Consider the following 25602-nt stretch of genomic DNA (forward strand, 5'->3'; position numbering starts at 1 on the left):
CACCGCGAAAGGCTCGGCGCCGGCGACCGGGCGAGGACGTCATCGGGCCGCGATCCGCACCGGGATGCTCTGCGCCCCGGTGACCGCGATGGACCGGAGGCGGACCGCGGGACCGGTCTGTTCGATCCCGCGCACGGTGTCGAGGATCTCGGAGAAGAGGATCCTCATCTCCGCTCGCGCGAGCGTGCCGCCGATGCAGACGTGCTCGCCCGCCGCGAGGGCGATGTGCCGGTTCGGGGTCCGGGTGATGTCGAAGCGGTACGGCTCGGCGAAGACGTTCTCGTCGCGGTTGGCCGACGGCAGCCACAGCACCACGCGGTCGCCCGCCCGTATCTCCTGTCCCCTGACCACCGTGTGCCTGGTGGCGGTGCGCATGCTGTGCGTGGCGCTGGAGGTCCAGCGCAGGATCTCCTCCCCGGCCCCGGGCAGCAGTTCCCGGTTCTCCCGCAGCAGCCGCCACTGGTCGGGGTGCTCAAGGAACGCGAGCATGCCGCCGGCCAGTGCGAGCCGCCCGTTCTCCGTGGCGCCCACCAGGTTCTCGCAGTTGAGGAGGATCTCCTCCTCGGTGAGCGGCTCGCCGTCCACCTCCCCGTGGACCAGCGCGCTCATGAGGTCGTCGGCCGGTTCGGCCTCCCGCCGATCCATCAGGTCGATGAAGTACGCCATGAACCGCTGGTGCGCGGCGAGCGACGTGTGCGCCTCGAACGCCTCATTGGTCCAGCGGAACAGGTCCTCGTGGTCCTCGGCCGGCACGCCGATGATGTGGCAGATGACCGAGATCGACAGCCGGCCCGCCACGTCGTGCACGAAGTCGCACTCACCCGTCTCGGCGGCCCGTGCCAGCACCGCGCTCGTCGCCGACCGGATGTACTCCTCCAGCCGGCGCACTCCCCGGGTGCTGAACCATTCCGCCATCAGGGAACGCAGGCGCTTGTGGCGCGGCGGGTCGCTCAGCGCCAGCGTCAGGCCTCCGCCGGGATCGTCGCCCAGCCTGACGGGGCGGAGCAGGACCCCCCGCGCCGAACTGAACGTCGCCGGATCCCGGTAGACGGCGCGGACGTCCTCGTGCCTGGTGAGTGACCAGAAGCCCGGCATCTCCGCGGGCGGGTGCCAGCAGACCGGGGCCTCCGCCCGCATCCACCGCCACACTGCGTGCGGGTCGCCGGTGGCGTGCAGGCCGGGGTCGGTGAGGTCGGTGAAGCTCGTGGTCGAGACGGTCATGGCCGGCCTTCCTCCGGAAGGGTGCTCAGGCGGTCGGTGAACCTCTTGGCCAGCTCGCGGGCGGTCGGCTGCCCGACGGCGTCCGGACGGAAGCCCACCACCAGGGTGATCCCCCCGCCGTCGTCCGGCCACAGTTCCGCGTGCAGTTCGAGGGGAAGGTCGAGGTACGGCTGCCGTACGAACGTGGTCGTGAGCCCGGCCAGGTCGAGCCGCGGCCGTGTGTTGTCCTGCAGGGCGAAGAGGGTCTGGTACAGCGGTGGCCGGCCGGTGCGCGGCGGGTCGAGCACCCGCAGCACGTCGGTGAACGGCACGTCCTGCGCGGCGAGGGCGCGTCCCGCGATGCGCGCGGTCTCCCTGACCGCCCGCGTGCCGCCGTCCAGCGCCGAGCCGCGCATGCGCAGGCACAGCACGGCGATGTGGCAGCCGACGGCCCGCTCCAGCTCCGGGCCGTCCCGCCGGGCCACGGGCACGCCCACCGCGAAGTCGCGCTGCCCGGTGACCTCGGCCATAGTCGCCGCCCACTGGGACAGCAGGACGGCGAACCGGGTGACGCCGAGCCGCGCGGCCAGGGCGTCCACCCGCCGCACGACGGCGACATCCAGCGTGACCTCGACGTGCCCCGGCGGCCCCGGCCTCGCTTCACCGGGGTCGAGCGGCCAGCGCAGATCGGGCACGCCGGCCAGCTCCGCGACCAGGCGGTCCCGGTGACGGCCGGTCTCGGCGTGCTCCGCGTACGCCGCGCGCCCGGCGTGGATCTCCGCGAGTGACGGCGGCGGCGGTTCCGCCGGTGCGTCCGCGCCCCGTGCCGCGTTGTACGCCGCACCGAGATCGCGCGCGAGGACGGCCTCCGACCATCCGTCGAACGCGATGTGGTGCACCACGCAGCCGAAGACCGCGGTATGTCCCGTGCCCACGGGAACCACCGCCACCCGCCACACCTCGCCCTCGGCCGGGTCGAGGTCGAGGGAGAGTTCCTCTCGCAGCGCCTGTACGGCCTGGTCTACCGTCGGGCGCGACGGCAACCGCTGGAGCGGGGGAGGCGGGATGTCCACCGGCGTCGCGGAGGGCCGGGGATCGGGCAGGTATGCCGCACGCAGCGGCTCATGCCTCCGGTGCGCCGCGGCCACGGCGGCCTCGAGCGCCGCCAGGTCGAGCGGCCCCTCGATCACCCAGGTCAGCAGGCAGTGCGACGTCCGGTCCGCGGGGTCCATCAGGTGCCGGGTGAGGTACACGACCTGCATGGGTGTCAGGGGGACCGGGCCGGAGGGCCCGTGCGGGACGGAACCGGCGGACGCGGCGGACGCGGCGGGGGGCGTCGCCGTGGCGATGCCGCCGGCCGCCCGGGTGGCGCGCAGCCACTGGGCGAAGGCGGTCGCCGTGGGGTGCTCGTACAGCCCGGAGACCGGGACCGGGCGGGACAGCCGGGCCGCCAGTCGTGCGCAGACCCGGCCGGCGCCGAGGGAGTCGCCGCCGAGTTCGGTGAACGGCACGTCGAGCGGCACCCCCGCCCTGCCGAGGACCGTGCCGAACGTCTCCGCCACCGCGCCGAGGATCGGGTCCTGCGGGATCTCCCCGGCCGGGGTGAGGGCGCTGCGGGGAGAGGACGTCGTGGCAGGCGGGACCAGCGCCATCAGCGCGCGCTCGTCGAGCTTGCCGCGGTCGGTGACCGGGAAGGACTCGACACCGACCACCGCGGCCGGGCACTGGTAGGCGACGAGGGCGGAACGCAGGACCGGCAGCGCGTCCTCCAGCGGGTCCCCCAGCTCGGCGGGCACGCAGAACGCGACCAGGTCCCGTACGGCTCCGGACGCGTCCCTGCGGGGCAGCACCCGGCACGACCGCACGGACGGCAGCAGCCGCTCCACCTGGCGCTCGACCTCCGAGGGTTCGACGCGGTGCCCGCGGATCTTCACCTGCCGGTCGGCCCGACCCCGGAAGTGGAGCAGGCCGTCGGGTCCCCATTCGCCCAGGTCGCCGGTGCGGTAAACGCGCAGGAGCCTGCCGTCCTCGACGCGCACGTCGGCGAACTTCGCCCGGGTGAGCGCCGGGTCCCCCAGGTAGCGCAGGGCCAGGCCGTCTCCCGCGACGCAGATCTCTCCGACCTCGCCCACCGCGCACGGCCGGTCGCCGTCCAGGACGTGCACCTCCGTCCCGGGGACCGGCCGGCCCAGGGGGATGCCGCCGGGAAGGTCGCAGTCGGCCTCGCCGATCACATGGGTTGTGGCGAAGACCGTGTTCTCCACCGGGCCGTACCCGTTCAGCAAGGCGACCCGCGGGTGCCTGTTCAGGAACGCCCGGACGTGCGGGACCGACAGTCGCTCCCCTCCGGTCATGACCTGGCTCAGGCCCGTGAAGGCTTCCGGGTCCTCGTCCACCAGGGTGTTGAAGAGGCCGGCGGTGAGCCAGACGGTGTCCGCCCCGTGCGACCGTACGGCGTCCCGCAGCGCCTGGGCGGACAGGTACGGCTCCGACACGACGACCGAGACGCCGCCGTTGAGCAGCACGGACCACAGCTCCAGCGAGAAGGCGTCCCACGGCGTCGGCGCGGCCAGCGGCACAACGGTCCCGGCGGTGAAACGGGCGAAGCCCCCGGGCCGGAAGAGGCGGGCCGTGGCCCGGTGGGGCGTGAGCACGCCCTTGGGCTCGCCGGTGGTCCCCGAGGTGAAGAAGACGCAGCACGGGTGCTCGCCGCGGACCGGGACGGGCCGGAAGTCCGGCGCAGGCGCGACCGGCCCGGCCGGAGGGCGCCACACCGGCATGCCCAGGCGGCTCCCCGCCTCGTCCGCGGCGACCAGGAGCGGCGCCTTGAGCAGCGCGACGACCTCCCGCAGACGGCGTTCCGGCCAGCGGGGGTCGAGCAGCGCGTAGGCGGCGCCGGTCTTCAGGACCGCGAGCAGCGCGGTGACCAGTTCCGCGCTCCTGGGCAGCAGGATCGGCACCAGATCTCCGGGTGCGACCCCGGCGTGCGCCAGTAGTGCGGCCCAGGCGTCGGCGGTGCGGTCCAGTTCCCCGTACGTCACGCGGCACGGGCCCGCCACGAGCGCGACCGCCTCCGGCCGTGACGAGGCGAGCCGGGCGACGGTCTGGTGCAGCCCCTCATCCGGCGCCGTGTGGGGACGCCCTGCCGTCCACTGCGGATCCGGTCGCATGATGACCCTCTCCTCTCGGCGGGATACCGCGGACATTAATTGCCAGCTGTAGGCAATAAGTTGTCACAAGGATGCCTCCTGAGGCAACCTGCTGCACGGAAAGCGGTGCACCTCTTCCGAAGGTTGGTGACATGACCCGCGATCGTTCTCTCGACATCGCCGTAACAGGCATGTCCGCCCGGTTCCCCGGCGTCTCCGGCCTCACCGAATGGTGGTCGGCCCTGACGGCGGGACGGGTGCTGACAAAGCGGTACGACAGACAGGAGCTTCTCGACGCCGGCCTGCCGAAGTCCCTGCTCGACGACCCCGACTACGTCCCGGTCCGCGGGCACCTGGCCGACGCCGACCGCTTCGACAACGAGGTGTTCCAGATCAGCCCGCGCGAGGCCGAGATGATGGACCCGCAGCACCGCCTGATGCTGGAGACCGCGTGGGCGGCGCTGGAGGACGCCGGGATCGCACCGTCGTCTGTGGGGCCCGTCACCGGCGTGTACGCCTCCGCGAGCGGTAGCGGCTACCTCCACCGCATGCTCGCCGGGGGCATGCTCGACCCGCTGACCCTTGAGGACGCCGTGCACGGGAACGAGCCGGATTTCATGGCGAGTCACATCTCCTACAGGCTCGGCCTGACCGGTCCGGCGGTGGCCGTTCAGACGGCGTGCTCCTCTTCCCTGGTCGCCGTGCACATGGCCGTGCAGGCGCTCCTCAACGGCGACTGCGACCAGGCCCTGGTGGTCGCGGCGGGCGTCGCCTTCCCCCAGGCGGGCCACCTCGCCGTGCCCGGGGGCGTCCACTCGCCGTCCGGGCGCTGCCGCCCCTTCGACGCGGGCGCCGACGGCGTGGTCGCCGGCTCCGGCGTCGCCTGTGTGGTGCTCCGCCGCCTCGCCGACGCGCTCGAGGACGGCCCCGAGCCGTACGCGGTGATCCTGGGCACGGCGATCAACAACGACGGGGCCATGAAGGCCGGCTACTACGCGCCGTCGGCGGAGGGCCAGGAAGCGGTCATCCAGGCGGCCCTGCGGGCGGCCGACGTGGACGCCTCCTCACTGGGATACCTGGAGACGCACGGCACCGGGACACGGCTCGGCGACCCCATCGAGTGGTCCGCCGCGTCCGCCGCACTCGCCGGGACGGGCGCCCGCCTCGGGCAGGTGGCCGTGGGCGCGCTCAAGGCGAACGTCGGCCATCTCGACAACGCCAGCGGTCTCGCCGGCCTCATCAAGGCGACGCTGGTGGTCCGGGAGGGCGTGGTGCCGCCGGTGGCCGGGTTCACCCGGCTCAATCCCCTGCTGGAGACCGCGGGATCGCCGCTCTACGTGCCCGTGGAAGCGGGCCCCTGGACCGGCCCGAGCCCCCGTAGAGCGGGTGTCAGCTCGTTCGGCATCGGCGGCACGAACGCCCACGTCATCGTGGAGGAGGCCCCGCGGTCCGCGGCGGACGCGACGGGTGCCCAGAAGGCTGGAGGTGTGCACGAGGCTCTAGGTGCCGAGAAGGCTGGGGGTGTCCACGAGGCTGGGGGTGGCAAGGACGCGCCGGAGCGGGCGCGGCTGGTGGTGCTGTCCGCCGCCGGCCCTGAGGCCCTGTCCCGCTCGACGGAGCGGCTGCGCGAGTATCTGACTCACGGGCACGGCACTCACGGGCACGGCACTCAGGGACACGGCGCTCAGGGACACGGCGCTCAGGGACACGGCGCTCAGGGACACGGGGCCGGTGACGGCCCCGCCCTGGCCGACGTGGCCTTCACCCTCGCCGCCGGACGGGCGGAGCTGCCCGAGCGGCTGGCCGTCGCGGGACGCACTCCAGCCGAGATCGCCGCCCGCCTGAAGGACGGCGCGGTCCGCGGCCGCCGTCCCGCGGACGGGCCGCCCGCGTGCGTCTTCCTGTTCCCCGGCCAGGGCACCCAGCACCCGGGCATGGCCGTGCCCTTCGCGACGACCCTGCCGGGCTTCTCCTCCGGGCTGGAGCGTTGCCTCGCCGCCTTCCCGCCCGACCTGGCCGAGCGGACGCGCCGCGCCCTGCTGGATCCGGCCTTCCCCGCGGCGGAGTTGGAGGAGACCGAGCTCGCCCAGCCCGCCCTGTTCGCGGTGGAGTACGCGGCCGCCGCCGCCCTGGTCGCGCTGGGCGTCACCCCCGCGGCCGTGGCCGGGCACAGCCTCGGCGAGATCACCGCGGCCTGCCTCGCCGGGGTGCTCGACCTCGCCGACGCCGCCGGGTTCGTGGCCGCCCGCGGACGGGCCATGCAGCAGTGCCCGCCCGGGGCGATGCTCGCCCTGGGCTGCGACGCCTCGCGCGGCGAGGATCTCGTCCGTGAGTCGGGCCTGCGGCTGGACCTCGCCGCGGACAACGGTCCCGGCAGCTGCACGGTGGCGGGCACGGCCGAGAACGTGGCGGCGTTCCAGGAATGGCTGGGGGACCGCGTCTTCTCCCGCCGGCTGCGGACCTCCCGCGCGTTCCACTCCGCCCTCGTCGAGCCCGCCGTGCCCCGGCTGTCCGCGCACCTGGCGGGGACCGTCCTGCGCCCGCCTGCCGTGGCCCTCGCGGCCAACGCCACCGGGCGTGTCATCCCGGCCGGGGAGCCGATCGCGCCGGACCTGCTCGTCGATCAGGCCCGCCGTACGGTCCGCTTCGCCGCCGCCATGGAGGCGCTCGCCGAACGCGTCCCGGGAGCGACCGCCGTGGAGGTCGGCCCGGGCCGCGTCCTGTCGGCGCTCGCCGAGCAGGCGGGGCTGTCCGCCGTACCGCTGTCCCCTGCCCGCGCGACGCACGCGGTTGAGGAGGTGCTGACGGCGCTGGGAACGCTCTGGACTCGGGGACTGCCGATCTCCCTGACCGCGCTGTGCGGCGGAGGCCGCCGGGTCCGCCTGCCCGGCTACCCGTTCGCCGGGCCGAGATGGCTGGCCCCGGAGGCGGCGCCGGCCCCCGACGCGGCCCGCTCGGCCGCCCCGGCGGCGCTCGTACAGGCCGGCACGGATCGGAAGGCGGAGTCCGGCGACGAGAGCCGCCCGGCGGACGCCCCCTCGGAAACCGCGGCCCCCGACGTGTACAACGTGCTGGCGGACCTGTGGAGAGAGCTGCTCAAACCGTCCGAGCTGACCGGTGAGTCCGACTTCTTCCAGCTCGGCGGGGACTCACTGGCGATCACGCACCTGGCGCGGCGGGCCGGCCTGCGGCTCGGAGTCAAGGTGCCGATCCGCGACCTGCTGGCCGCCCGCACACTGGACCGTCAGGCCGAGGCGGTCCGCGATCTCCTGACCGGGCGGCCGGGGAGCGAGCCGGGGAAGGCCGTGAGCTGACGGCACGCGGCCCCGGCCCGGGATCGAGAACCCGGGCCGGGGCCGTGCACGGAGAAGGCGGAGCGGGGGCGCGACCGCGTCACCACGTCGGCGCGCCACCACGTCGGCGCGTCACCACGTCCACGCCACCTCGTCCGCGCGCCCCCGCTTCACCGGGAGGGGCGCCTCACCGGACCGTCACGCCGTCCAGAACCTCGGCGATCAACGCGTACGGCGGCGCGTCGATGAGGTAGAAGTGGTCGCCGGGCACGACGTGCTCCCGGAAGCCCCCCTCCGTCAGCATGCTCCACGGCCGCCGGTCGGCATCGCCGTCGGCGTCTCCGACGATCGTGGTCACCGGGCATCGCAGGGTGGGCAGAGGACGGAACTCGTACGCGTGGAACATCCTGCTGTCGCCGCAGATGTAGGGGAGGACCAGTTCCTGGAAGTCCGGGTCGGCGGCGAGTTCGGGATCGGTGCCGCCGAGCTCGATCAGCCGCGCGATCGTGGCGGCGTCGTCCCCAGGGAAGTCCTCGGGGAAGTCCTCGTCCGCCACCGGCGGGGGGCAGTCGCCCTCGCGGGAGCCGGAGGCGAACAGGTGCGTCACGCGGACGCCCCGGGCTTCCAGCGCCCTGGCCGTCTCGAGGGCCACCACGGCCCCCATGCTGTGCCCGAACAGCGCCAGCGGCCGGTCGCCGAAGGATTCCAGGACGTCGGCGACGTCGCGAGCGAGCCGCACCAGGTCCGTGGGGACGGGTTCCTGGATGCGCTCGGCCCGGCCCGGGTAGCGGACGGCGTGGACCTCGCTGCCGGGCAGGTGGTCGCCCCACGCGCGGAAGAAGGACGCCGACCCTCCGGCGTGGGGGAAGCAGACGAGCCGCTGCCGGGCTTCGCGCCGTGGCCGGAGGCACTGCAGCCAGAGTTCGGTGCGCTCGCTCATCTCGCGCTCTCCTGTCCCCGGGCGCGCTGCCGCCGGGCGCGTGCCGCGAGGCCCGCCGGATGCCGGCCACCCGGGCGGGCCGCCTCGGCCGTCGCGCCGCCGTCCCTGATCAGAGCGGCCTGGGCGGCCACGGTGGTACGGCGGAACAGCGAGACGACCGACGGCCGGGTCCCGGTGTGGCGCTCCAGGGCGTCCTGAAGCTGGAACATGGCCAGCGAGTTCCCGCCCAGGTCGAAGAAGTTCACGTCGGCGGGTACATGCCGCCGCTTCAACACCTCGGCCCACGCCGCGGCGACGCGCGACGTGAGGTCGTCGCCCCGCGCGACGGCCTGCGCCGGTTCGCCCCCGCCGTACGATCGCTCGGCGGCGGCGCTCAGCGCGGCGCGGTCCACCTTGCCGTTGACGGTCACGGGCAGGGCGTCGAGCATCTCGATGCGGGCCGGGACCATGACCTCCGGCAGCCGCCGCGTGAGCTGTTCCCGCAACGGCTCGGGAAGGGTTCCCGGAACCGCGACGACGAACCCGGTCAGCCGGGTGTGCGCGCCGTCCGGCACCACCGCCGCGTCCCGCACGCCCGGCAGCCCGCGCAGTGCCTCCTCCACCGCGCCCAGCTCCACCCGATGCCCGCGGATCTTCACCTGGTGGTCCCGGCGGCCCCGGAAGTCGAGCGTGCCGTCGTCGTTCCAGCGCACGATGTCGCCGGTGCGGTACATCCGGGCCCCCGGAAACCCGGCGAACGGATCCTCGACGAACGCCGCGGCCGTCTGGTCGGGGCGCCCGAGGTAGCCGCGCGACACGCCGGCGCCCCCGATGCACAGCTCGCCCTCGGTCCCCCGCGGCACCGGCCGCAGCGTCTCGTCGAGCACGTAGAGTCGCACGCCGGGGACCGGCACGCCGATGGACACCGGACCGGGGCCGTCGAAGCGACGGTAACTGGCCCAGACGGTGGCCTCGGTCGGGCCGTACTCGTTGACCAGGGTCACGGGCCGCGGGTGGTGCAGCCGGAAGTGGCGCTTCACCAGTTCCTCCGGCAGCGCCTCCCCGGCCACGACGACCGTCTCCAGCGAGCTCAGCACGTGCCGTCCGGCGCGTTCCGCGGCGTCCAGCAGGACCCGGTACAGCGACGGCACGCACAGCAGCCGCGTCACCCGGTGCTCCTCGATGAGCCCGGCCAGCCGCTCGGGATCGCGGACCTCGTCGGCAGTGGCCACGACCAGCCGCCCTCCGGCCGTCAGCGTGCCCCACAGGCCGGCGACGGAGGAGTCGAAGGCCAGCGGCGACACGAGCAGGAAGGCCGCCGGCCCGGGATAGACGAGCCGGCGCGCCAGGGTGGAGGCCGCCAGCTGTCCGTGCTCGACCACGACCCCCTTGGGCTCGCCCGTGCTGCCCGAGGTGTAGATGACGTACGCCGCGTCCCCGGCGGTCACGGTCACGGCGGGAACCCCGGTTTCCGTCTCCCCCGCGCCGTCCCCGGCGGCGTCCCGGGCGTCGACGAGCGGAACGCCGAGCCCCGGCAGCCGGGGCGCGGTGACGGGGGTGACCACCGCCGCGGCGACCCGGGCGTCGCGCAGCACCTCGGCGATGCGCCCGTCCGGGTGTCCCAGGTCCAGGGGGACGTACGCGGCTCCGGCCCTGAGGACGCCGAGCACGGAGGCGACCATGGCCGTCGAGGGCTCGGCGAGCACGGCGACCCGGTCGCCGGAAGCCACGCCGGCCGCGGCCAGGCGGGCCGCGATCCGGCCCGACCAGGCGTGCAGGTCTCGGTAAGCGAGTGCCTCTCCGCCGCTGTGCACGGCGATGCCGTCCGGCCGCGTACGGGCGAGACGGGCCACCAGTTCGTGCACCGGTGGCCGCTCCTCCTCCGGTAGGGGCGTGCCGAGCCCGAGGGAGAGCAGCTCGTCGAGCCCGTCGCCGTCGGGAAGAACCTGCTCGGGTGGCATGTCGAGGCTGTGCGACGCATTCATGGTGCATCCTCCGCTGATCTCGAGTCATGAGCGCGCAACGGCAGAACCGGAACCGAGCCTAGAGGGGTAGGCAAGTTTTGGCAATATTTTGGCAAGCTCAGACAAGACCGGCGGCTCTCAGGCGGCGATCCGCGGGACCCCCGGCGCGGAGTCGTCGAGCCGGAACTCCGGCACCGGAGGGTGGTCGGGGGACAGCCAGAAGTGCCCGTCGAGGTCCGTCCAGTCGGCCAGGCCGTTGAGCTGAGCGGCGTACGCGATGGCGGTGGGCGGTTCCAGGAAACAGCCGAGCATGCGGGTGGCGCCGTGGCGGCCGAGGAATTCCAGGGCCCGCCGGGCCGGGAACAGCCCGCCGAGCTTCATCACCTTCACGTTCGCCCCCTGCGCGGCCCTGGCGGCGTACTCCACGTCGGCCTGCGAGCCGATGCCCTCGTCGAGGACCACCCGGGTACGCGGCAGCGCCGCGCGCACCTCGGCGAGCAGGCTCGGGTCGGAGACCGGGTCCTCCAGCACCGCGGGCGCGACCTCGGCCACCAGGTCGCGGACGGCCAGCCAACCGGCGCGGTCCCAGCCGAGGTTGACGTCCAGGATGACCGGCCCGGTCACCCGCGTGAGACGGCGCAGGAGCGCCCTGTCACCCGGGCCGCCGAGCTTGATCTTCATAGGTCCCGCTGCAGGCGGCTCCGCCCCTATGGGCACGGTCGTCATGAGCCTGACGACGCCCGGATCGGGCAACCCGACCAGCCGCCACACCGGCACGCCGGCGCATCGGGCGGCCCGGTCGAGGAAGGCCATCTCGACGAGCGTCAGCGCGCACGCCGACACCTCCGCCGCCGCCTTCTCCAGCCGGCCCTCCAGGTGGGCGGGGTCGCCGATGCGGGGATCGGCGGCGAGGGCCGCGGCCAGTCCGCGTGCCTCACGCGCGATGGCCTGGCCATCCTGGCCGTACCCGGCGTCGGCGGAGATCTCGCCCTCGCCCGACACCGCCCCGCCGGGTTCGGTCAGCCGCAGCCGTACGACGTCGACCGTCTCAGTGGTCAGATGCGAGACCTGAAAGGACTGCAGGAGCGCCCGGGCGTGGACGTCCACGGTGACCGAGACGGGTGCTGTTTCGGACATGAGCATGCCTCCGGGGAAAAGGCCGACAGGGGTGATCAGGCGGCGGCGCGGACCGCGGCGCGCCGGGCCGACGACAGCAGCAGTCCCGTACACGCGAGCGTGACGGCGCCGAGCAGCTCCCAGTAGAGCCAGCCGTCACCCTCCCGATAGAGCGCGAGAAACAGGGCTCCGCCCGCCAGCGAGCCCAGCGCCTCGCCCGAGGACCAGCACACCTGCCGCAGGTTGAACGCCTCCAGGTGAGAGCCGATCGGCAGCCCGGCGAACGCCGTGCTGACCATGGGGGCGAACATCATCTCCGCCAGCGAGAACACCAGCACTCCCAGCGCAGCGCCGAGCACGGGCGGCAGGCCCAGCCCGAGGATCACCATGGAGGCGCCGAACAGCAGGGTGCCGTAACCGAGGATCGTGAACGGCGTGGTCCCCGAGTTCATCAGCCTGCTGGTCACTCCGGTCACGACGGCCTGCAGCAGCACGATGGACACCGCGGGCCCGGCCACCAGCGCGGACCGCAGCGCCGCCGAGTCGAACTCGCCGCCCACGTGCAGGGCGAAGGCGGAATAGAACTGGGCGTAGATGAAGGTGCCCACCGTGCTCACCACGACCAGGCGCAACATCTCCGGCGACCGTACGACGCGCACCAGCGTCCGGCTGCTCACCGGCCACCGGCCGGTGGTGGCGGGCGGCCGCCGGTCGCGCGGGATGCCGGGCAGCATGACCACCCCGGCCACCACGTAGCACCCCGCCACGACGGTCATGAGCGCTCGCGGGTCGGACGAGGAGTAGAGCAGGTTGGCGACGAACGGGCCGAGCGCCGCCGCGGTGTTCACCGCGATCTGGAACAGGGAGAAGATGCGGTTGCGACCGATGTCGTCGCTCACCACCTCGGCGATGAGCACCCGCGACAGCGTGAAGTGCACGCTCACGCCGCAGCCGGCCAGCACGAGCAGCGCGCACAGCGTCCACGGGGAGTGGGCGTACGGCAGCAGGCCGAAGGCGACGGCCGACAACAGCACACCGCCGACCATCCCGGTGGTGTAGGTGAGCCGTGGCAGCAGCCGGCTCATCGCCATCGCCGCCAGACCCGCCGACGTCGTGTAGCAGAACAGCCCGACACCGACGACGGCCGTGCCCGAGGCGGGCGACCGTGCGGCGAGCAGCAGTCCGAGCACGGGAAACACGCTGAACAGGCCCAGGCTGCCGAACAGATGGTCGAGGGCGAGGGCGGGCCGCAACAACCGCGGAGCCGCTTCCCGTCCCTCGCCCGGGGTGGTGGCGGCCCGGCCGAGCGCGGGCCCATCCGCGCCGGGGCCTCCGTACGGCTCGGTCTCGGGGACGGACCGCTCGGGGACGGACCGCTCGGGGACGGGCGCGGCGGAGCGCCCGGCGTCGGGGGCGCCTGACCGGGGGGACGTCTGTGACATGTCAGCCCTCCACCATGACGAACTTCACAGATTCGGCCAGTTCCTCCGCGAGCGACTCGGCCCGCTCGGGGGTCTCGGCGCCCACCACGATCTCCCCGGCGCGGCCGTGGGAGTCGGTCACGGGCAGGACCCGGGCGCCCGGCTCCACGCTCAGCTCCGCGCGCAGCACCGACGGATGGCGCCGGATCGCCTCCCAGCCCTCGACGCGCTCCACCACACCCGGGGGCGGGACGAGGAAACGCACCGCCGCCGCCCGGCTCGGCGCGGGCGGCGGACCGTCGAGCCTGCCGAGCGCGTCGTCGTAAACGAGCCCGAACAGCTCCAGGCCCGGGATGGCGTAGCCCAGGAGTGTGTGGATCCAGTCGCCGCCGTTGCGCACGTGCACCTCCCCCAGCACCACGCCGCCGGCGGTGTGCCACAACTCGACGTGGAACACGCCGAAGCGCAGCCCGAGCGCGCGCAGCGCCCGTACGGTCTCGCGTTCGAGCAGGGCGCGGACGTCCTCCGGGAGGGGGGCGGGGAGCACGTGCCCGGCCTCGACGAAGAGCGGCGGGTTCACGAGCCGTTTGCGCGTCACCGCGAGCACGTGCGGCGCGCCTCCCAGGAACACGCCCTCCACGCTGAACTCGTCTCCTTCGACGAACTCCTCGACCAGAAAGGGCGGGCGCGGCGCGCCGGCGGCGGGCGCGGGCAGGGCGGCGATGGCGGCGTCGAGATCGCCGGGTCCGCCGACCTCGCGCACGCCCTCGCTGCCCATGGCGTCGCGCGGTTTGACGACCCACGGACCGCTGGTGGCCGCGACGAAGCTCTCCGCCTCCGCGCGGTCGGCGCAGACGCGGAAGGCGGGCTGCGGCAGACCGGCCGCGGCCAGCGCGGCCCGGCAGCGGTCCTTAGTGCGGACCGTGCGCACCGCCTCTGGGGGGTTGCCCGGCGCCCCCACCGCGGCGGCGATCTCCGCCGTCGCCACCTGCGCGTACTCGCGCACGCCGATGACGACGTCGAAGCGCTGCCCCTCGGCGTACTGCCGGCGGGCCCAGGCGGCCGACTCCTCGGGGTCGGCGAAGTCCACTGCCCAGGAGAAGTCGGCGAGTTCGGCCACCTGCGGGGTCAGCTCGAGGGTGGATGGCTGATTCGTCTGGTGGGTGACGAATCCGCGTGCCCGGGCCTGGGCGAGCGCGGTGCGCGCGACGTCCACGCCGAGGGGGATCGCCCCGGCACCGCCCACGAGCACCGTCGCGGGCGGGCGGGAGCCGGAGGTTCGCGTCGTCATCTACGACTCCTTGGAGAGACCTTCTGGCAATTACTTGCCACGGCGTCAGCCACGAGTGCAACGGACGTCAACTGCTCATACAGTACTAGCGGTTATCACGTCGAGAAAGTATTTCTTGCCTAACCCGGACGTAGCGTGACAAGGTCTTGCCTGGAAACTTCGAGGACCGGGAGGCCGCTGACCATGGCACAGGCACGAAGGACCGCACCGTACGGAACCTGGCCGTCTCCGATCCGGCCCGTCGACGTCGCGAGGGGCGAGGCCCTGCTGGAATGGGTCGGCTTCGTGGGTGACGAAGTGTGGTGGACGGAGGCGCTGCCCGAGGAGGAGGGTCGGGCGGCGCTGATGCGCCGCGGCCCCGAAGGCGTGGCGGAGGCGCTGCCGCCCGGCTGGGACGTGCGCACCCGCGTCATCGAGTACGGCGGCCGCCCCTGGGCCGCCCTGTCGCACCGGGCCGAGGACGGCGTGGTGTTCACGCACGCCGCCGACCAGCGCGTCTACCACTGGCGCCCGGGCGCCGCGCCGATCCCGCTCAGCCCGCCGGGCGCCTGGGCGGCGGAACTGCGTTACGCCGACTTCGCCGTCCGCGGCGGGGAGGTCTGGTGCCTGCGCGAGCAGGTCGCCGACGCCGCCGGCACGCGGGTGCGCCGGCACCTGGTGGCCCTGCCGCTGGACGGCAGCGCCGCCGAGGACCCTTCCCGGGTGCGGGTGCTGGCCGCGACGCACCACTTCATGACCGGCCCGCGCGTCGAGCCCGGTGGGAACCGCGTCGCGTGGATCGGCTGGAACCACCCGGACATGCCCTGGGACGCCACCGAGCTGGTGGTCGCCGCCGTCGCCCCGGACGGCACGCTCGACGAACCCGCCGTACTGGTGGGCGGCGGGCAGGCGGTCACCCAGGTCGACTGGGCCGCCGACGGCTCGGGCAGGCTGTACGCGGTCACCGACCCGGGCGGGTGGTGGAACGTGCACGAGGTGCTCCCGGACGGGGGCCTGCGCAACCTGTGCCCGCGCGAGGAGGAGTTCGGCGAGGCGCTCTGGCGCATCGGGCAGCGCTGGTGCCTCCCGTTGCGGAACGGCTCGCTGGCGGTGGTGCACGGCCGTGGCGAGCGGCGGCTGGGGATTCTCGGCCCGGACGGCGACCTGGACGATCCCGAGGCTTTCGCGCGGGCGGGCACCGAGTGGCTGTCCCCCGCGACGGACGGCCGGCGGATCGCCGTGGTCTGCGCGGGGCCGCGGCGGGGCCGTCACATCGTGCTCGCCGATCCCGCCACCGGCGAGGTCGACATCGTCCGGCCCCCGGCGGGCCAGGACCTCGATACGTGGGCCACCACGCCTTACCGGCACACCTTCCGAGGGGAGAACGGCCGTGAGGTGCACGCCCACGTCTACCCGCCGTACCACCCGGACCGCACCGGCCCGGACGGCGAACTGCCGCCGTGGATCGTCTTCGTGCACGGCGGTCCGACCAGCCGCAGCCCGATGATCCTCAACCAGGAGATCACCTTCTTCACCAGCCGGGGCGTCGGGGTGCTCGACGTGCAGTACGGCGGGTCCACCGGACACGGCCGCGCCTACCGGGAGCGGCTGCGCGAGAACTGGGGGGTGACCGACGTGGAGGACTGCGCCGCGGCGGCCCGCGGCCTGGCCGCGGCTGGGCTGGCCGCTCCGGACCGCATCGCGATCCGCGGCGGCAGCGCCGGGGGCTGGACGGCCGCGCTGTCGATCTGCGCCGAGCCCGGCCTCTACCGCGCCGCGGGCGTCTACTATCCCGTCCTCGACCCCGCGAGCTGGCGCGCCAACGGCACGCACGACTTCGAGTCCCGCTACCTGGACGGACTCATCGGCCCCTGGCCGCAGACGAAGGACCGCTATGACGAACGCTCCGCGGTGGCCCGCGCGCACCTGATCCGCTCGCCCTTCGTACTGCTGCAGGGACTGGACGACACGGTCTGCCCGCCCGCCCAGGCCGCGCTGCTGTTGAAGCGGCTGGAGGGGAGCGGGCTCGACGTCCGCTATCTGACCTTCGAAGGCGAGGGCCACGGATTCCGGCGCGCGCCGAGCGTCGTCGCCTCGCTGCGCGCCGAACTGGACCTGTACGGCCGGGCGCTGGGCTTCACCCCCGCCCCGGACGAGGAGAGGCCGGAGCGGACGAGAGGACGGAGCGAATGAGAGACACGGTGCTCGACCCGGCCACGCAGGCGCGGCGAAGAGCGGCGGAGACAGCGGACGCGGCGACCCGCCGGGCCGGCGACCTCATCCACCTCAACACGGCCGGCGCAGGGCTGATGCCCGACGCCGTCCGCAGAGCCATGACCGAGCACATCGAGCTGGAGGCGGCACTCGGCTGTTACGAGGCGGAGGAACTGCGGGGGGAGGTCCTGCGTGAGGAGGTCTACCGGCGCCTGGCGCGCGTGCTGGAGGCTCCGGAGCAGGACATCGCGCTGTTCGACAGCGCCACGCGCGCCTGGTGCGCGGTCGTGCTCCGGCTGCCGCTACGCCCCGGCGACCGCGTATGGACGACCCCCTACGAGTACGCAGGCAACCTCGTCTCACTGCTCTCCCTGCGTGCGCGCACCGGCTGCCGCATCGAGGTGGTGCCCACCCGGCCGGACGGCGACCTCGACCTGGAGTGGATGGCGAGGCACATCTCGGATTCCGTCGCCCTGGTCTCGGTGCCGCACGTGCCCACGGGCTGCGGCATCGTCAACCCGGTGGAGGAGATCGGCCGGCTGCTCGCGCCGTACAGGTGCGTCTACGCGGTGGACGCCTGCCAGTCCGTCGGCCAGCTTCCGGTGAGCGTGGCGCGGATCGGCTGTCACGTGCTCACCGGCGCGGGCCGGAAGTTCCTGCGCGGCCCGCGCGGCACCGGTTTCGCCTACGTCGCCCGCCGGGTGCGGGAGAGCCTGGTCCCGGAGTTCCACGACCTGCACGTCGCGCGGGTGGACTCGCCGTCCTCCTACCGCGTCGAGGACGACACGGCGCGCTCACTCGAACTCGCCGAGCGGAACCTGGCGGCCGTGGCGGGTCTGGACGCGGCGCTCGAAGTGTTCGAGACGGGCACTCCGTTCGCCCATCGGGAGGTCTTCGACGCGTTGTGCGCGGCCGTGGCGCAGACGCCGGGCGTCGAGGTCATTCGCCCCGGCACGACCCACTCGGGGATCGTCACCTTCCGCCACGCCGACGTGCCGCCCGAGGTCGTCGTGCGGCGCCTGGCGGCCGAGCGGATCAACGTCTGGCGCATCCTCGGCCACCACACTCCCCTCTACATGGCCGAGCTGGGCGTGGAGACCGCGGTGCGGGCCTCAGCGCACTACTACAACACCCCGGACGAGATCGCCGTGTTCGGCCGGGCCCTGCGGTCGGCCGTCGCCCCGTGAGGGTCCTGCCCGGACCGGCAGAAGCCGGCAACCACGAGCACGACTGCGCAGGCCGGCGGCACGCGCGGGCACCCGCGCGTTACCGTCCGGGCGAGAAGATCCCCGGGGATGCCGCGCCCGGGGATCTTCTCGCGGCGTCGAGACTCAGCGCAGCCGGTACACGCGGTCCTTGAGCTCCCGGACCCGCTCGTAGTCGCGCATCAGCTCCTCGGTGGTGTCCGCCCTCAGGAAGACCCGGAGGGTGCTGGTGTAGAGGTCCACCGTCGGCCGGATCCGGCCGCCCTCCTTGATCTTCACGTTCACGCCGTACACCGAGGGCAGCGCCTCGATCTCGGCCACCACCGACCGGTCGATGCTGTCGACGACACCGTCGAGGGTCGTGGGCGCCGTGTAAACCGCCGCCTCCAGGCGCTTGGTGTAACACCGGGAGGCCCAGCGGCCGAGGAACTCGTCCGGACGCGTGGCGGCCAGCGCGGTCAGGTCCGCCTGGTTCGCGCCCAGGCACTCGTCATGGAATCCCGGGTGCATGTTGCCCGCGAGCCGCGCGCCGACCTCGACGAGCGCGGGGCCGTCCTCCGTCATGATCACCTCAGCGTGGGCGGGGCCGAAGCGGATGCCCACGGCGTCGAGCGCGTCGTGGATGTAGGAGACCAGCTCCGGGACGGGGTGGGCGTCCTCGGGCAGCAGCGTCTCGATGTCGTAGATGTTGTGCGTGCCCAGCAGCCGCTTGGTGTACTGCCACACCCCGCAGACGTACCGCTTGCCGTCGTAGGAGACGGTGTCCACGACGTACTCGGTGCCCGCGAGGTACGACTGGACCAGCACCACGCTGTTGGTCTCGTTGTAGATCGTCTTCTCGGACAGGATCTGCTCGGCCGACTTGCGGACCTCCGCCTCGCCGTGGCAGACGGCCACCTTGTCGGTCGCGGCGGACGCCAGCGGCTTGACCACGACGGGATAGCCGTTGCGCTCCGCCCAGCCGACGATCTCCTCGACGTCGCCGCTCTGGAACTGCCGGGCGCAGCGGACGCCGGCGCGGCGGAGTGCCTCGATCATCTCGTACTTGTCGCGTCGCGCCGCCGAGGTCGCCGCGCCGTTGCCGGGCAGCCCGAGCCGGTCGGCGAGCTCGTCCGCGAGGGGGACGCCCGGCTCCTGGCCCGCCACGACCGCGACGGGCCGGTACGCCGCCAGTTCGCCGGCCGTGACCGCCGGGTCCGCGCAGACCAGGTTCCCCCGGTAGGCGCTCAGGTCCGGAGCGAGCATCGACTGCATCAGCTCCGGCGTGCTCTGTACGTGGATGAGGTCCACGCCCAGGCGGTCGAACGCCGGAGGCAAGAAGTTGCCAGTGGTGTACGCGTCGACGAGCACCGCGACGGGTCGGCTTTCATGGGCCATTACGCGCTACCTCGCTTCTTCGTCATCGTGCGGCATAATGATGGGCGTGAAGAGATTGACACGATTATTGCCCTGTTGGCAATAGCAGTTGCCTCAATCTGCCCGCGAGGTCAGGATCACGGCGGCACGGCAGGGCGCCACGGGACGGCCCGAGGGCGGAGGGCGGGTTCCTACTGCGGTTCCACAGAGGAGTGTGCGCGGGCCAGCGTCTCGGCCACTCCGCGCCACAGCTCCACGGCCAGCTCGATGTTGTGCGCCTCGTCCGCGCGCTGCGCCAGCTCGCGCAGCCGGGCGATGCCGTCGTCGACCTTGCCGTCCAGGATCAGCAGCTTCGCCGACAGGGCCTGGATGCGGACGCGGTCGCGGAAGGAGAGCGTGAGCTCCTGGGTGCCGAGCCGCTCGCACAGCTCACGGGCGTCGTCCACGCGGTTGTCCGCGAAGGCCAGGTGGGCCTGAAGGGCGAGCAGCTCCTGCTGTCCCTGGAGCCCGCCCACGAGCTTGACGGCCGGGGCCACCTCGTCGAGCCGGGCTCGCGCCTTGCCGGTCAGCGGCGGGTCCGACTGCAGATACAGGGAGGCCGCGGCGAGCTGCAGGCGCATCCACAGTTGCAGATCGTCCTCGCTGCTGACGGTGTCCATCGCGCGTTCGAGCGCGTCCAGGGCCGCGGCATGGTCGTTCAGCCTGCTGTGCACCGTCGCCGACGCCCACAACGCCTTCGCGAACAGGGGCGCGGGGGCTTCCTCGGTGAGCCGGCACAGGTCGGCGGCGTGGGTGCGCGCCTCGATCAGCCGGCCCGCCTCCGCCTCGGTGGCCACCAGCTCCTGCAGCGCCATCGCGCGATCCGTGAGCGACAGGTCGCGGGACAGCTCGACGGCCGCGGCGGCGTGCTCACGCGCCCCGGCGTTGTCCCCCAGGATGCGCAGGCAGCGGGACAACTGGGTGTGGGTGCGCGCCTGGAGTTCGGCGATGCCCAGGGCTTCGCTGAGACCGACCAGCTCGGCCAGCAGGTCGTGCCGCTCCCGGTGCCTGCCCTCGCTCTCGCGGCGCGAGGCGAGCAGCCACAACGCCTGCCAGCGCAGCCGAAGGTCCTTGCCCTTGTCCGCGCGGACCGCGGCGTCCAGCGGCTCGAGGACGTCCTCGCCCGTGGAACTCATGGTCATCGCGGTGAGGACCTGGGCGTGCAGGGACGGTTGCAGGGTGTCGAACGCCGACAACGGCACGGAGAGCCGACTGGCCAGGTACTTGACGATCCGCGGCGAGGGCACGCGCGACCCGGCCTCGAGGCGGGACAGGTAACCTGTCGACATCTTGTCGCCTGCGACAGCAGCCTGTGTCAGCCCCATCTGGAGCCGCAGAGACTTGAGGCGCTGCCCGAAGTAAGGCTGCTCAAGCATCTCGCCCCCATGGACGCACACATACGTTTACAGCGCCATATTGTCATGCTCCGGCTTCGCTTGGCAAACGAGCGACCCGACATGACCGCCAGCTTTGGCCATCCGGTCCACGGCGTCTAGGCACTTTGTTGCCAAACATCGGGAAACATGTTGACTGACGGGCTTGTGAGCTTTACGCTCCTGAAGCGCTGTCCGTGCCCACCGGCCCGCTCTCGACGTATCGCCGACATCCGGCGCCATCTGAGGAGCTCACCGTGCACAGCAAGACATCCACACTGAAGGCCGAGCGGGGACCGAGCCCCGCGAACGAACTCGACTTCAGCCGGCTCGCCCCTGAGATCCGCCGTGAACTGCGGACTCTGTGCCGGCTCGACAACCATCACGCCGTCCTGGGGCTGCTCTTCGACTACGCGGTGATCGCGCTGTCCGTCTACCTCTGCGTCGGCGTCTCGTACTGGCTCTATCCCCTGTCGGCGGTCCTGATCGGGTCGACGCAGCGGGCGTTCGTCAACCTCCTGCACGAGTCGTCACACAAGGTGCTCGCCAAACACGGGTTCCTCAACCTCGCCCTGGGGACGGTCTTCTCCGGGCACCTCGTCTTCCACATGTACAACCCGTACCGAAGCTCCCACATCGGCTTCCACCATCGTTTCCTGGGCGACCTGGAGAGGGACCCCGACTACAACTTCCACGTACAGTGCGGGCTCTACGACCCCCGAACCTCCAACCGGAGCTTCTTCCTCCGCAACATCCTGTGCGCGCTGTTCGGCCTCCGCGCCGCCGAGTACGTCCGGTACGTCGTGCGCGACCGGCTGCTGTTCCGCCAGGACCAGGTCGCCGTGTCGATGCCCATCAGCCTGAGGGCGGAGAAGGCCCTGCTGGCCGGCGTCTGGACCGTGGTGGCCGCCGTGGTTGTACTGACCGGGTCCCTGCCGGAGTTCGTCCTGTTCTGGATCGTTCCGCTCTTCACGACGGCGACCGCCATCGGGTGGCTCTCCGAGCTTGCCGAGCACTACCCGCTGCCGGAGAGCGAGGACAAGCAGATCCTGATGACCCGCAACCGGCACGGCTGGGCCGTGGAGAGGTTCCTGCTCGGCAGGCACAACGACAACTACCACCTGGTCCACCACCTCAACACCGGTGTGCCGTTCTGGAACATGAAGAAGGCACACCGGGTCCTGCTGGGAGACCCGGCGTACGCCCGCTGGGACCGCATGTGGGCGGGGATCCTGACCCGCTCCCACGACGAGGCGGACCGGGAGACCCTGATCAGCTACGCCGCCAAATACCGCGAGTGGCGGCGGAGAGGAGGGGACCCGGCCACCGCCGGGCGCAGCTTCGCCGAGACCGCGGCCCTGGCCCGCGCCGCCTGACCCTGGGAGACGCTCACATGACCACCGCGACAGTTCAGGACACCGTCACCAGCACCGGCAGCCGTGACGAATCGACCCTCGCCGGAGCCGCGCTCAGGGCGATGGCCGCCAATCCCGGCCTTCGCGCCGCCTTCCTGCGGTCCTCCGCGCTCAGGGACCTGTTCTCCGTACCCGCCGGTCGCTACGTCGTCGCCCACGACCGGGACGGGCTGCGCGACCGGCTGGCGCTGCTGTCCGCGAAGGGCTACCGCACCGGTGTCGAGTACGTGGGTGAGGAGGTCACCGATCCCGCCGAGGTCGAGGCGATCGTCCAGGAGTACCTGGCGCTGATCGCCGAGGCCGCGCCCGGGACCGCGGAGCCGGTCCAGCTCGGGTTCGACCTGTCCAACGTCGGTTCCCTGATCTCCCCCGACCTGGCCCGCGAGAACACCTCCCGCATCCTCCGCGCGGCCCAGGCCAAGAACATCACCGTCGTCATCAGCATGGAGCGCAGCGGATTCGTCGACGACATCCTGAAGGTGTTCCACGAGCTCGCGCCCGAGCACCCCAACGTCGGACTGACCCTGCAGGCCCACCTGCACCGCACCCCCGAAGACCTCGACGCGGTCGCCGGACACGGCCGCAAGGTCCGCCTGGTGAAGGGCGTGTACCGGGAGAGTCCGCACGTCGCCCTTCCGCGCGGCGCGGAGCTGAACGAACGCTACGCCGACCTGGCCGCCCGGCTGCTCGACCGCGGCGTTCCGCTCGCCTGCGGGACCCACGACGCGGCCACCCTGAGCCTCCTCGACGAACGCGGTCTCATCGGGAGACTCGCTGAGATCGAGATGTTGCACGGCGTACAGCCGGCCCTCCTGCGCGCCTGCCGGACGCGCGGCGTCCCGTGCCGGGTGGCCACGGTCTACGGCGAGAACTGGTGGCTCCACTTCCTCCACCGACTGGCGGAGCACCCGCCGAACGTGCTGACCGCGCTGGCCGACATGGCGGACCCCGGGCGCGTCCGCTTCGGCGAGGAGTACTGACCACGACCGTGGACGAGAGAGAGGAGCCCTCCATGGCCGGACCCGACACCACCCCCTGCGTGGCCATCGTCGACGGCTATTCCTCCGGCAACTTCCTGCCCCAGGCGTTCCGGCGGCTCGGGGCACGTGTGGTGCATGTCCAGAGCACCGCCGAGTTGATGCCGTCGATGCTGGCCCCCGACCTCACCGCGTACGAGGGCAACGTGATCTGCCGGGACGAGGACGAGATCGACACCGTCGCGAAGGTGCTGCGCGAGCAGTACGAGGTCGTTGCGGTGGTGGCGGGCCAGGAGCCCGGCGTCCCGCTCGCGGACGCCCTCAGCGAGCGCCTCGGCCTGGCGACCAACGGCAGCGCGCGGTCGGCCGCCAGGCGCGACAAGTTCCGCATGATCGAAACCCTGCGGCAGAGGGGACTGCGCTGCGCCGACCAGCTCAAGAGCGGCGACCCCGGAGAACTGCTGGCCTGGGCGAGAAGCCGCGGTGACTACCCCGTGGTCGTGAAGCCGCTGAGCTCGGCGTCCACCGACCACGTCTTCGTCTGCCGGAACGAGGAGGAGGTGCGACGGGCGGCCGAGCGGGTGCTGTCCGCCCGCGACATCTTCGACCTGCCCAACCGGGAGGCGCTCGTCCAGTCCTATCTGCCGGGCACCGAGTACATCGTCGACACCGTCAGCGCGGACGGACGGCGTTTCGTCTGCGGTGTGTGGGAGTACGAGAAGAAGATCCTCGCCACCGGCAACAACATCTACGACAACGACGTCCTGCGCGACCCGGCCGATCACCCCGTCCCCGAGCTGATCGCATACGTCGACGAGGTCCTCGACGCGCTGGGCATCCGCAACGGGCCGGCCCACGCCGAGGTCGTCATGACGCCGGACGGGCCGGCGCTGGTGGAGATCGGGGCCCGCCTGAACGGCAACCTGAACCCCGGCTTCCACCAGGTCTGCCTGGGTACGAACCAGGCGGACCTGACCGCGCTCGCCTACCTCCGTCCCCGGGAGTTCGCCGAGACCTACGGCGGGCGGGTCTACACGAAGCGCCAGGAGGCGTTCGTGCACAACACCGCGACCACCCGCGAGGGAGATGTCGCGGCGGTGGACGAGACCGTGGTCGAGAAGATCTCCTCACTGCCGACCGTGCACCTCGTGAGCGTGAAGCTGGCTCCGGGCCGGCGGATGCGGCCGACGGTCGACCTGCTGAGCAGCCCGCTGCGCATCTTCATGACCGGTCCCGACCTGGCGGCGCTGCGTGCCGATCACGAGGCGATCCAGACGCTCAAGGACCGCGTCTACGTCCTGCGCTGATCGACGGCGGGGGAGCGCGCCCTCGCCGCGGGTGCGCTCCCCCGCATGATTCACGTGAAACCTCATGGATCGCGGGTATGTGAACCGATTCTGGATCAAGCTCGCAGTTGTCGGTGCCACCGCGTACCTTGGGGCCATGGCCCGTACCGTACTGACCGTACTGGGGATCCTCCTGGCCCTCTGGCTGGTGTTCGGATTCGTGATCCCCGCACTGTTCGCGACGCTGAAGTTCCTGCTCATCATCGGGATCATCGCCCTCGTCGTCGTCGCCGTGGTCACCGTCGTCGGGAAGCTGTCCCGCTGACGTGCACGCGCTCCAGGCCGCCATCGGATCGCTCGTCTGGCTGCTGGCCGGGTTGGCCGCCGGGTCTTCGGGCCCCGGCGCGCTGACCGCGGTCGGCTTGGCCGGCGTGACCGTCCTGGTGTTCGCCTGGATGCTGTGCCGGCTGACCGGCGTCGCCGTTCTACGCCGGGGGCCGGGCAGTCCGTCGTACAACGGCGAGACGGCGATGGTCAGGCTGCGCGATCCCGGCGCGCCCGGCCGTCCCCGTCCCCGCGCACCATCAGGAAGCCCGGCGCTCGTCTGACCGGCCACTCCGGTCGCGAGTGCTTTCGTCATGCCCTCATCCATCGGCAGAAGGCCACAGACGAAAGGCTTCCCATGTTCGACTTCGTGCTCGATCCCGCCTATCGCCTCGTCGAGGCACTCAGTCAGGTCACCGGCGCTGGGCTCGCGATCGTCCTGGTCACCCTCGCCGTACGGCTGTCGCTGCTGCCGCTGAGCGTCCGCGTCGCCCGCGCCCAGCGGATCAGGACGCGGCTCGCTCCCCAGGTGGACAGGCTGCGCACGCGGTGGAAGAACGATCCGCAGCGGCTCCTGCGTGAGGTGAACGCGTTGCATGCCAAGGAGGGCGTCGGCCGGTTCACCGGCTATCTTCCGGCGTTCACGCAGTCGCCGTTCTTCATGGTGACCTACCGGCTGTTCACGGCCGCCGTGATCGCGGGACACCCGAACCTGCTGCTGGCGCAGAGCGTGCTCGGCGTGCCGCTGGGGGAGCACCTCGCCGCCGCGGTCGCCGGGGCGGGCCTGGCCGGCCCGCCGGTCCTGGTCTTCGCCGGGCTGCTCGCGCTGCTCGTGGCCGTGGCCGTGGTCGCCGCCCGCAGGGTCGAGCCCACGGCGCCGATGCGGCGCCTGCAACTCCTCGCACCGTTCTGGACCGTGGCCGTGGCGGCCTTCCTCCCGCTCGCGGCGGGCGTCTACCTGCTGGTGAGCAGCGCCTGGACGACAGCCGAGCGGGCCGTCCTCCACCCGCGCGCCGCGTGACGAGGTGCCTGGAACGCTGACGGCAGGACCCGTCACCACGCGATCATGACCTGGGCGGCG

General features: G+C 72.7%; 18 protein-coding genes. 9 read left to right on the plus strand and 9 right to left on the minus strand.

Annotated features, from left to right (window positions below; all coding sequences use genetic code 11):
* Positions 1-39: 39 nt before the first annotated feature.
* On the minus strand, positions 40-1221 hold the full coding sequence (locus ACGFIB_RS08130; protein ID WP_393369534.1) for a cytochrome P450: 1182 nt from the start codon (positions 1219-1221) through the stop codon (positions 40-42).
* The gene (locus tag ACGFIB_RS08135) at positions 1218-4370 is read right to left on the minus strand and encodes an amino acid adenylation domain-containing protein (protein ID WP_357258298.1); all 3153 of its coding nucleotides are present in this window, start codon (positions 4368-4370) and stop codon (positions 1218-1220) included. Before ACGFIB_RS08135 ends, ACGFIB_RS08130 begins: the two co-directional genes overlap by 4 nt.
* 131 nt (positions 4371-4501) lie before the next feature.
* On the opposite strand from ACGFIB_RS08135, the gene ACGFIB_RS08140 reads away from it, so the two are divergent.
* Positions 4502-7663, plus strand: a complete 3162-nt coding sequence (locus ACGFIB_RS08140; protein ID WP_393369538.1) for a type I polyketide synthase — start codon at positions 4502-4504, stop codon at positions 7661-7663.
* 166 nt (positions 7664-7829) lie between these two features.
* Here the strand turns inward: ACGFIB_RS08140 and ACGFIB_RS08145 are convergent, their stop codons facing one another.
* From ACGFIB_RS08145 to ACGFIB_RS08165, 5 genes are all read right to left on the minus strand, one after another.
* Positions 7830-8582 carry a thioesterase II family protein gene (locus tag ACGFIB_RS08145; protein ID WP_393369541.1) on the minus strand — a complete coding sequence of 251 codons (753 nt, stop codon included), beginning with the start codon at positions 8580-8582 and terminating at the stop codon, positions 7830-7832.
* Complete coding sequence (locus ACGFIB_RS08150) at positions 8579-10546, minus strand: non-ribosomal peptide synthetase (RefSeq protein WP_357238113.1); 1968 nt, start codon at positions 10544-10546, stop codon at positions 8579-8581. Before ACGFIB_RS08150 ends, ACGFIB_RS08145 begins: the two co-directional genes overlap by 4 nt.
* Positions 10547-10663: 117 nt before the next feature.
* Positions 10664-11662, minus strand: a complete 999-nt coding sequence (locus ACGFIB_RS08155; protein ID WP_393369545.1) for an enolase C-terminal domain-like protein — start codon at positions 11660-11662, stop codon at positions 10664-10666.
* A 35-nt stretch (positions 11663-11697) separates the two neighbouring features.
* Positions 11698-13083 carry an MFS transporter gene (locus tag ACGFIB_RS08160; protein ID WP_357238117.1) on the minus strand — a complete coding sequence of 462 codons (1386 nt, stop codon included), beginning with the start codon at positions 13081-13083 and terminating at the stop codon, positions 11698-11700.
* 1 nt (position 13084) lies between these two features.
* The gene (locus tag ACGFIB_RS08165) at positions 13085-14353 is read right to left on the minus strand and encodes an ATP-grasp domain-containing protein (protein WP_357238119.1); all 1269 of its coding nucleotides are present in this window, start codon (positions 14351-14353) and stop codon (positions 13085-13087) included.
* A 183-nt stretch (positions 14354-14536) separates the two neighbouring features.
* On the opposite strand from ACGFIB_RS08165, the gene ACGFIB_RS08170 reads away from it, so the two are divergent.
* On the plus strand, positions 14537-16525 hold the full coding sequence (locus ACGFIB_RS08170; protein WP_393369549.1) for an alpha/beta hydrolase family protein: 1989 nt from the start codon (positions 14537-14539) through the stop codon (positions 16523-16525).
* A complete protein-coding gene (locus ACGFIB_RS08175; protein WP_393369552.1) occupies positions 16522-17733 on the plus strand; it encodes an aminotransferase class V-fold PLP-dependent enzyme in 1212 nt (403 codons plus the stop codon). The genes ACGFIB_RS08170 and ACGFIB_RS08175 overlap by 4 nt, the downstream gene beginning before the upstream one ends.
* Before the next feature lie 144 nt (positions 17734-17877).
* Here the strand turns inward: ACGFIB_RS08175 and ACGFIB_RS08180 are convergent, their stop codons facing one another.
* Together ACGFIB_RS08180 and ACGFIB_RS08185 are read right to left on the minus strand one after the other, a co-directional pair.
* The gene (locus tag ACGFIB_RS08180) at positions 17878-19128 is read right to left on the minus strand and encodes an ATP-grasp domain-containing protein (RefSeq protein ID WP_357238125.1); all 1251 of its coding nucleotides are present in this window, start codon (positions 19126-19128) and stop codon (positions 17878-17880) included.
* Between the two features lie 170 nt (positions 19129-19298).
* Entirely contained in the window at positions 19299-20522 is a 1224-nt protein-coding gene (locus ACGFIB_RS08185) for a helix-turn-helix domain-containing protein (protein ID WP_393369555.1), read from the minus strand.
* 254 nt (positions 20523-20776) lie between these two features.
* On the opposite strand from ACGFIB_RS08185, the gene ACGFIB_RS08190 reads away from it, so the two are divergent.
* The 6 genes from ACGFIB_RS08190 (at position 20777) to ACGFIB_RS08215 (ending at position 25542) form a co-directional block, all read left to right on the plus strand.
* Positions 20777-21895 carry a fatty acid desaturase family protein gene (locus ACGFIB_RS08190; RefSeq protein ID WP_357238129.1) on the plus strand — a complete coding sequence of 373 codons (1119 nt, stop codon included), beginning with the start codon at positions 20777-20779 and terminating at the stop codon, positions 21893-21895.
* Positions 21896-21912: 17 nt separating this feature from the next.
* Positions 21913-22914 (plus strand): proline dehydrogenase family protein, encoded by a 1002-nt coding sequence (locus tag ACGFIB_RS08195; protein WP_357238131.1) that lies wholly within the window; start codon positions 21913-21915, stop codon positions 22912-22914.
* A gap of 32 nt (positions 22915-22946) precedes the next feature.
* Positions 22947-24218, plus strand: a complete 1272-nt coding sequence (locus ACGFIB_RS08200; protein ID WP_357238133.1) for an ATP-grasp domain-containing protein — start codon at positions 22947-22949, stop codon at positions 24216-24218.
* A gap of 136 nt (positions 24219-24354) precedes the next feature.
* Positions 24355-24522, plus strand: coding sequence for a hypothetical protein (locus ACGFIB_RS08205; RefSeq protein ID WP_357238135.1), 168 nt, complete (start codon positions 24355-24357; stop codon positions 24520-24522).
* A gap of 1 nt (position 24523) precedes the next feature.
* Entirely contained in the window at positions 24524-24805 is a 282-nt protein-coding gene (locus tag ACGFIB_RS08210; RefSeq protein WP_357238137.1) for a DUF6412 domain-containing protein, read from the plus strand.
* Positions 24806-24879: 74 nt separating this feature from the next.
* Positions 24880-25542: a YidC/Oxa1 family membrane protein insertase gene (locus tag ACGFIB_RS08215; RefSeq protein WP_357258291.1), complete on the plus strand. Its 663-nt coding sequence runs from the start codon at positions 24880-24882 to the stop codon at positions 25540-25542.
* The last annotated feature ends 60 nt before the right edge of the window (positions 25543-25602 follow it).

Source organism: Microbispora bryophytorum, from assembly GCF_043197435.1.
In the GTDB taxonomy this organism is placed as follows: domain Bacteria; phylum Actinomycetota; class Actinomycetes; order Streptosporangiales; family Streptosporangiaceae; genus Microbispora; species Microbispora bryophytorum.

Excerpts from the sequence above, each read along its gene's own strand:
- ACGFIB_RS08165 (WP_357238119.1), bottom strand. The coding sequence starts at position 14,353 with ATGACGACGCGAACCTCCGGCTCCCGCCCGCCCGCGACGGTGCTCGTG.
- ACGFIB_RS08150 (WP_357238113.1), bottom strand. The coding sequence starts at position 10,546 with ATGAATGCGTCGCACAGCCTCGACATGCCACCCGAGCAGGTTCTTCCC.
- ACGFIB_RS08200 (WP_357238133.1), top strand. The coding sequence starts at position 22,947 with ATGGCCGGACCCGACACCACCCCCTGCGTGGCCATCGTCGACGGCTAT.
- ACGFIB_RS08135 (WP_357258298.1), bottom strand. The coding sequence starts at position 4,370 with ATGCGACCGGATCCGCAGTGGACGGCAGGGCGTCCCCACACGGCGCCG.
- ACGFIB_RS08140 (WP_393369538.1), top strand. The coding sequence starts at position 4,502 with ATGACCCGCGATCGTTCTCTCGACATCGCCGTAACAGGCATGTCCGCC.
- ACGFIB_RS08170 (WP_393369549.1), top strand. The coding sequence starts at position 14,537 with ATGGCACAGGCACGAAGGACCGCACCGTACGGAACCTGGCCGTCTCCG.
- ACGFIB_RS08130 (WP_393369534.1), bottom strand. The coding sequence starts at position 1,221 with ATGACCGTCTCGACCACGAGCTTCACCGACCTCACCGACCCCGGCCTG.
- ACGFIB_RS08175 (WP_393369552.1), top strand. The coding sequence starts at position 16,522 with ATGAGAGACACGGTGCTCGACCCGGCCACGCAGGCGCGGCGAAGAGCG.
- ACGFIB_RS08195 (WP_357238131.1), top strand. The coding sequence starts at position 21,913 with ATGACCACCGCGACAGTTCAGGACACCGTCACCAGCACCGGCAGCCGT.
- ACGFIB_RS08185 (WP_393369555.1), bottom strand. The coding sequence starts at position 20,522 with ATGCTTGAGCAGCCTTACTTCGGGCAGCGCCTCAAGTCTCTGCGGCTC.
- ACGFIB_RS08215 (WP_357258291.1), top strand. The coding sequence starts at position 24,880 with ATGTTCGACTTCGTGCTCGATCCCGCCTATCGCCTCGTCGAGGCACTC.
- ACGFIB_RS08160 (WP_357238117.1), bottom strand. The coding sequence starts at position 13,083 with ATGTCACAGACGTCCCCCCGGTCAGGCGCCCCCGACGCCGGGCGCTCC.
- ACGFIB_RS08180 (WP_357238125.1), bottom strand. The coding sequence starts at position 19,128 with ATGGCCCATGAAAGCCGACCCGTCGCGGTGCTCGTCGACGCGTACACC.
- ACGFIB_RS08155 (WP_393369545.1), bottom strand. The coding sequence starts at position 11,662 with ATGTCCGAAACAGCACCCGTCTCGGTCACCGTGGACGTCCACGCCCGG.
- ACGFIB_RS08205 (WP_357238135.1), top strand. The coding sequence starts at position 24,355 with ATGGCCCGTACCGTACTGACCGTACTGGGGATCCTCCTGGCCCTCTGG.
- ACGFIB_RS08145 (WP_393369541.1), bottom strand. The coding sequence starts at position 8,582 with ATGAGCGAGCGCACCGAACTCTGGCTGCAGTGCCTCCGGCCACGGCGC.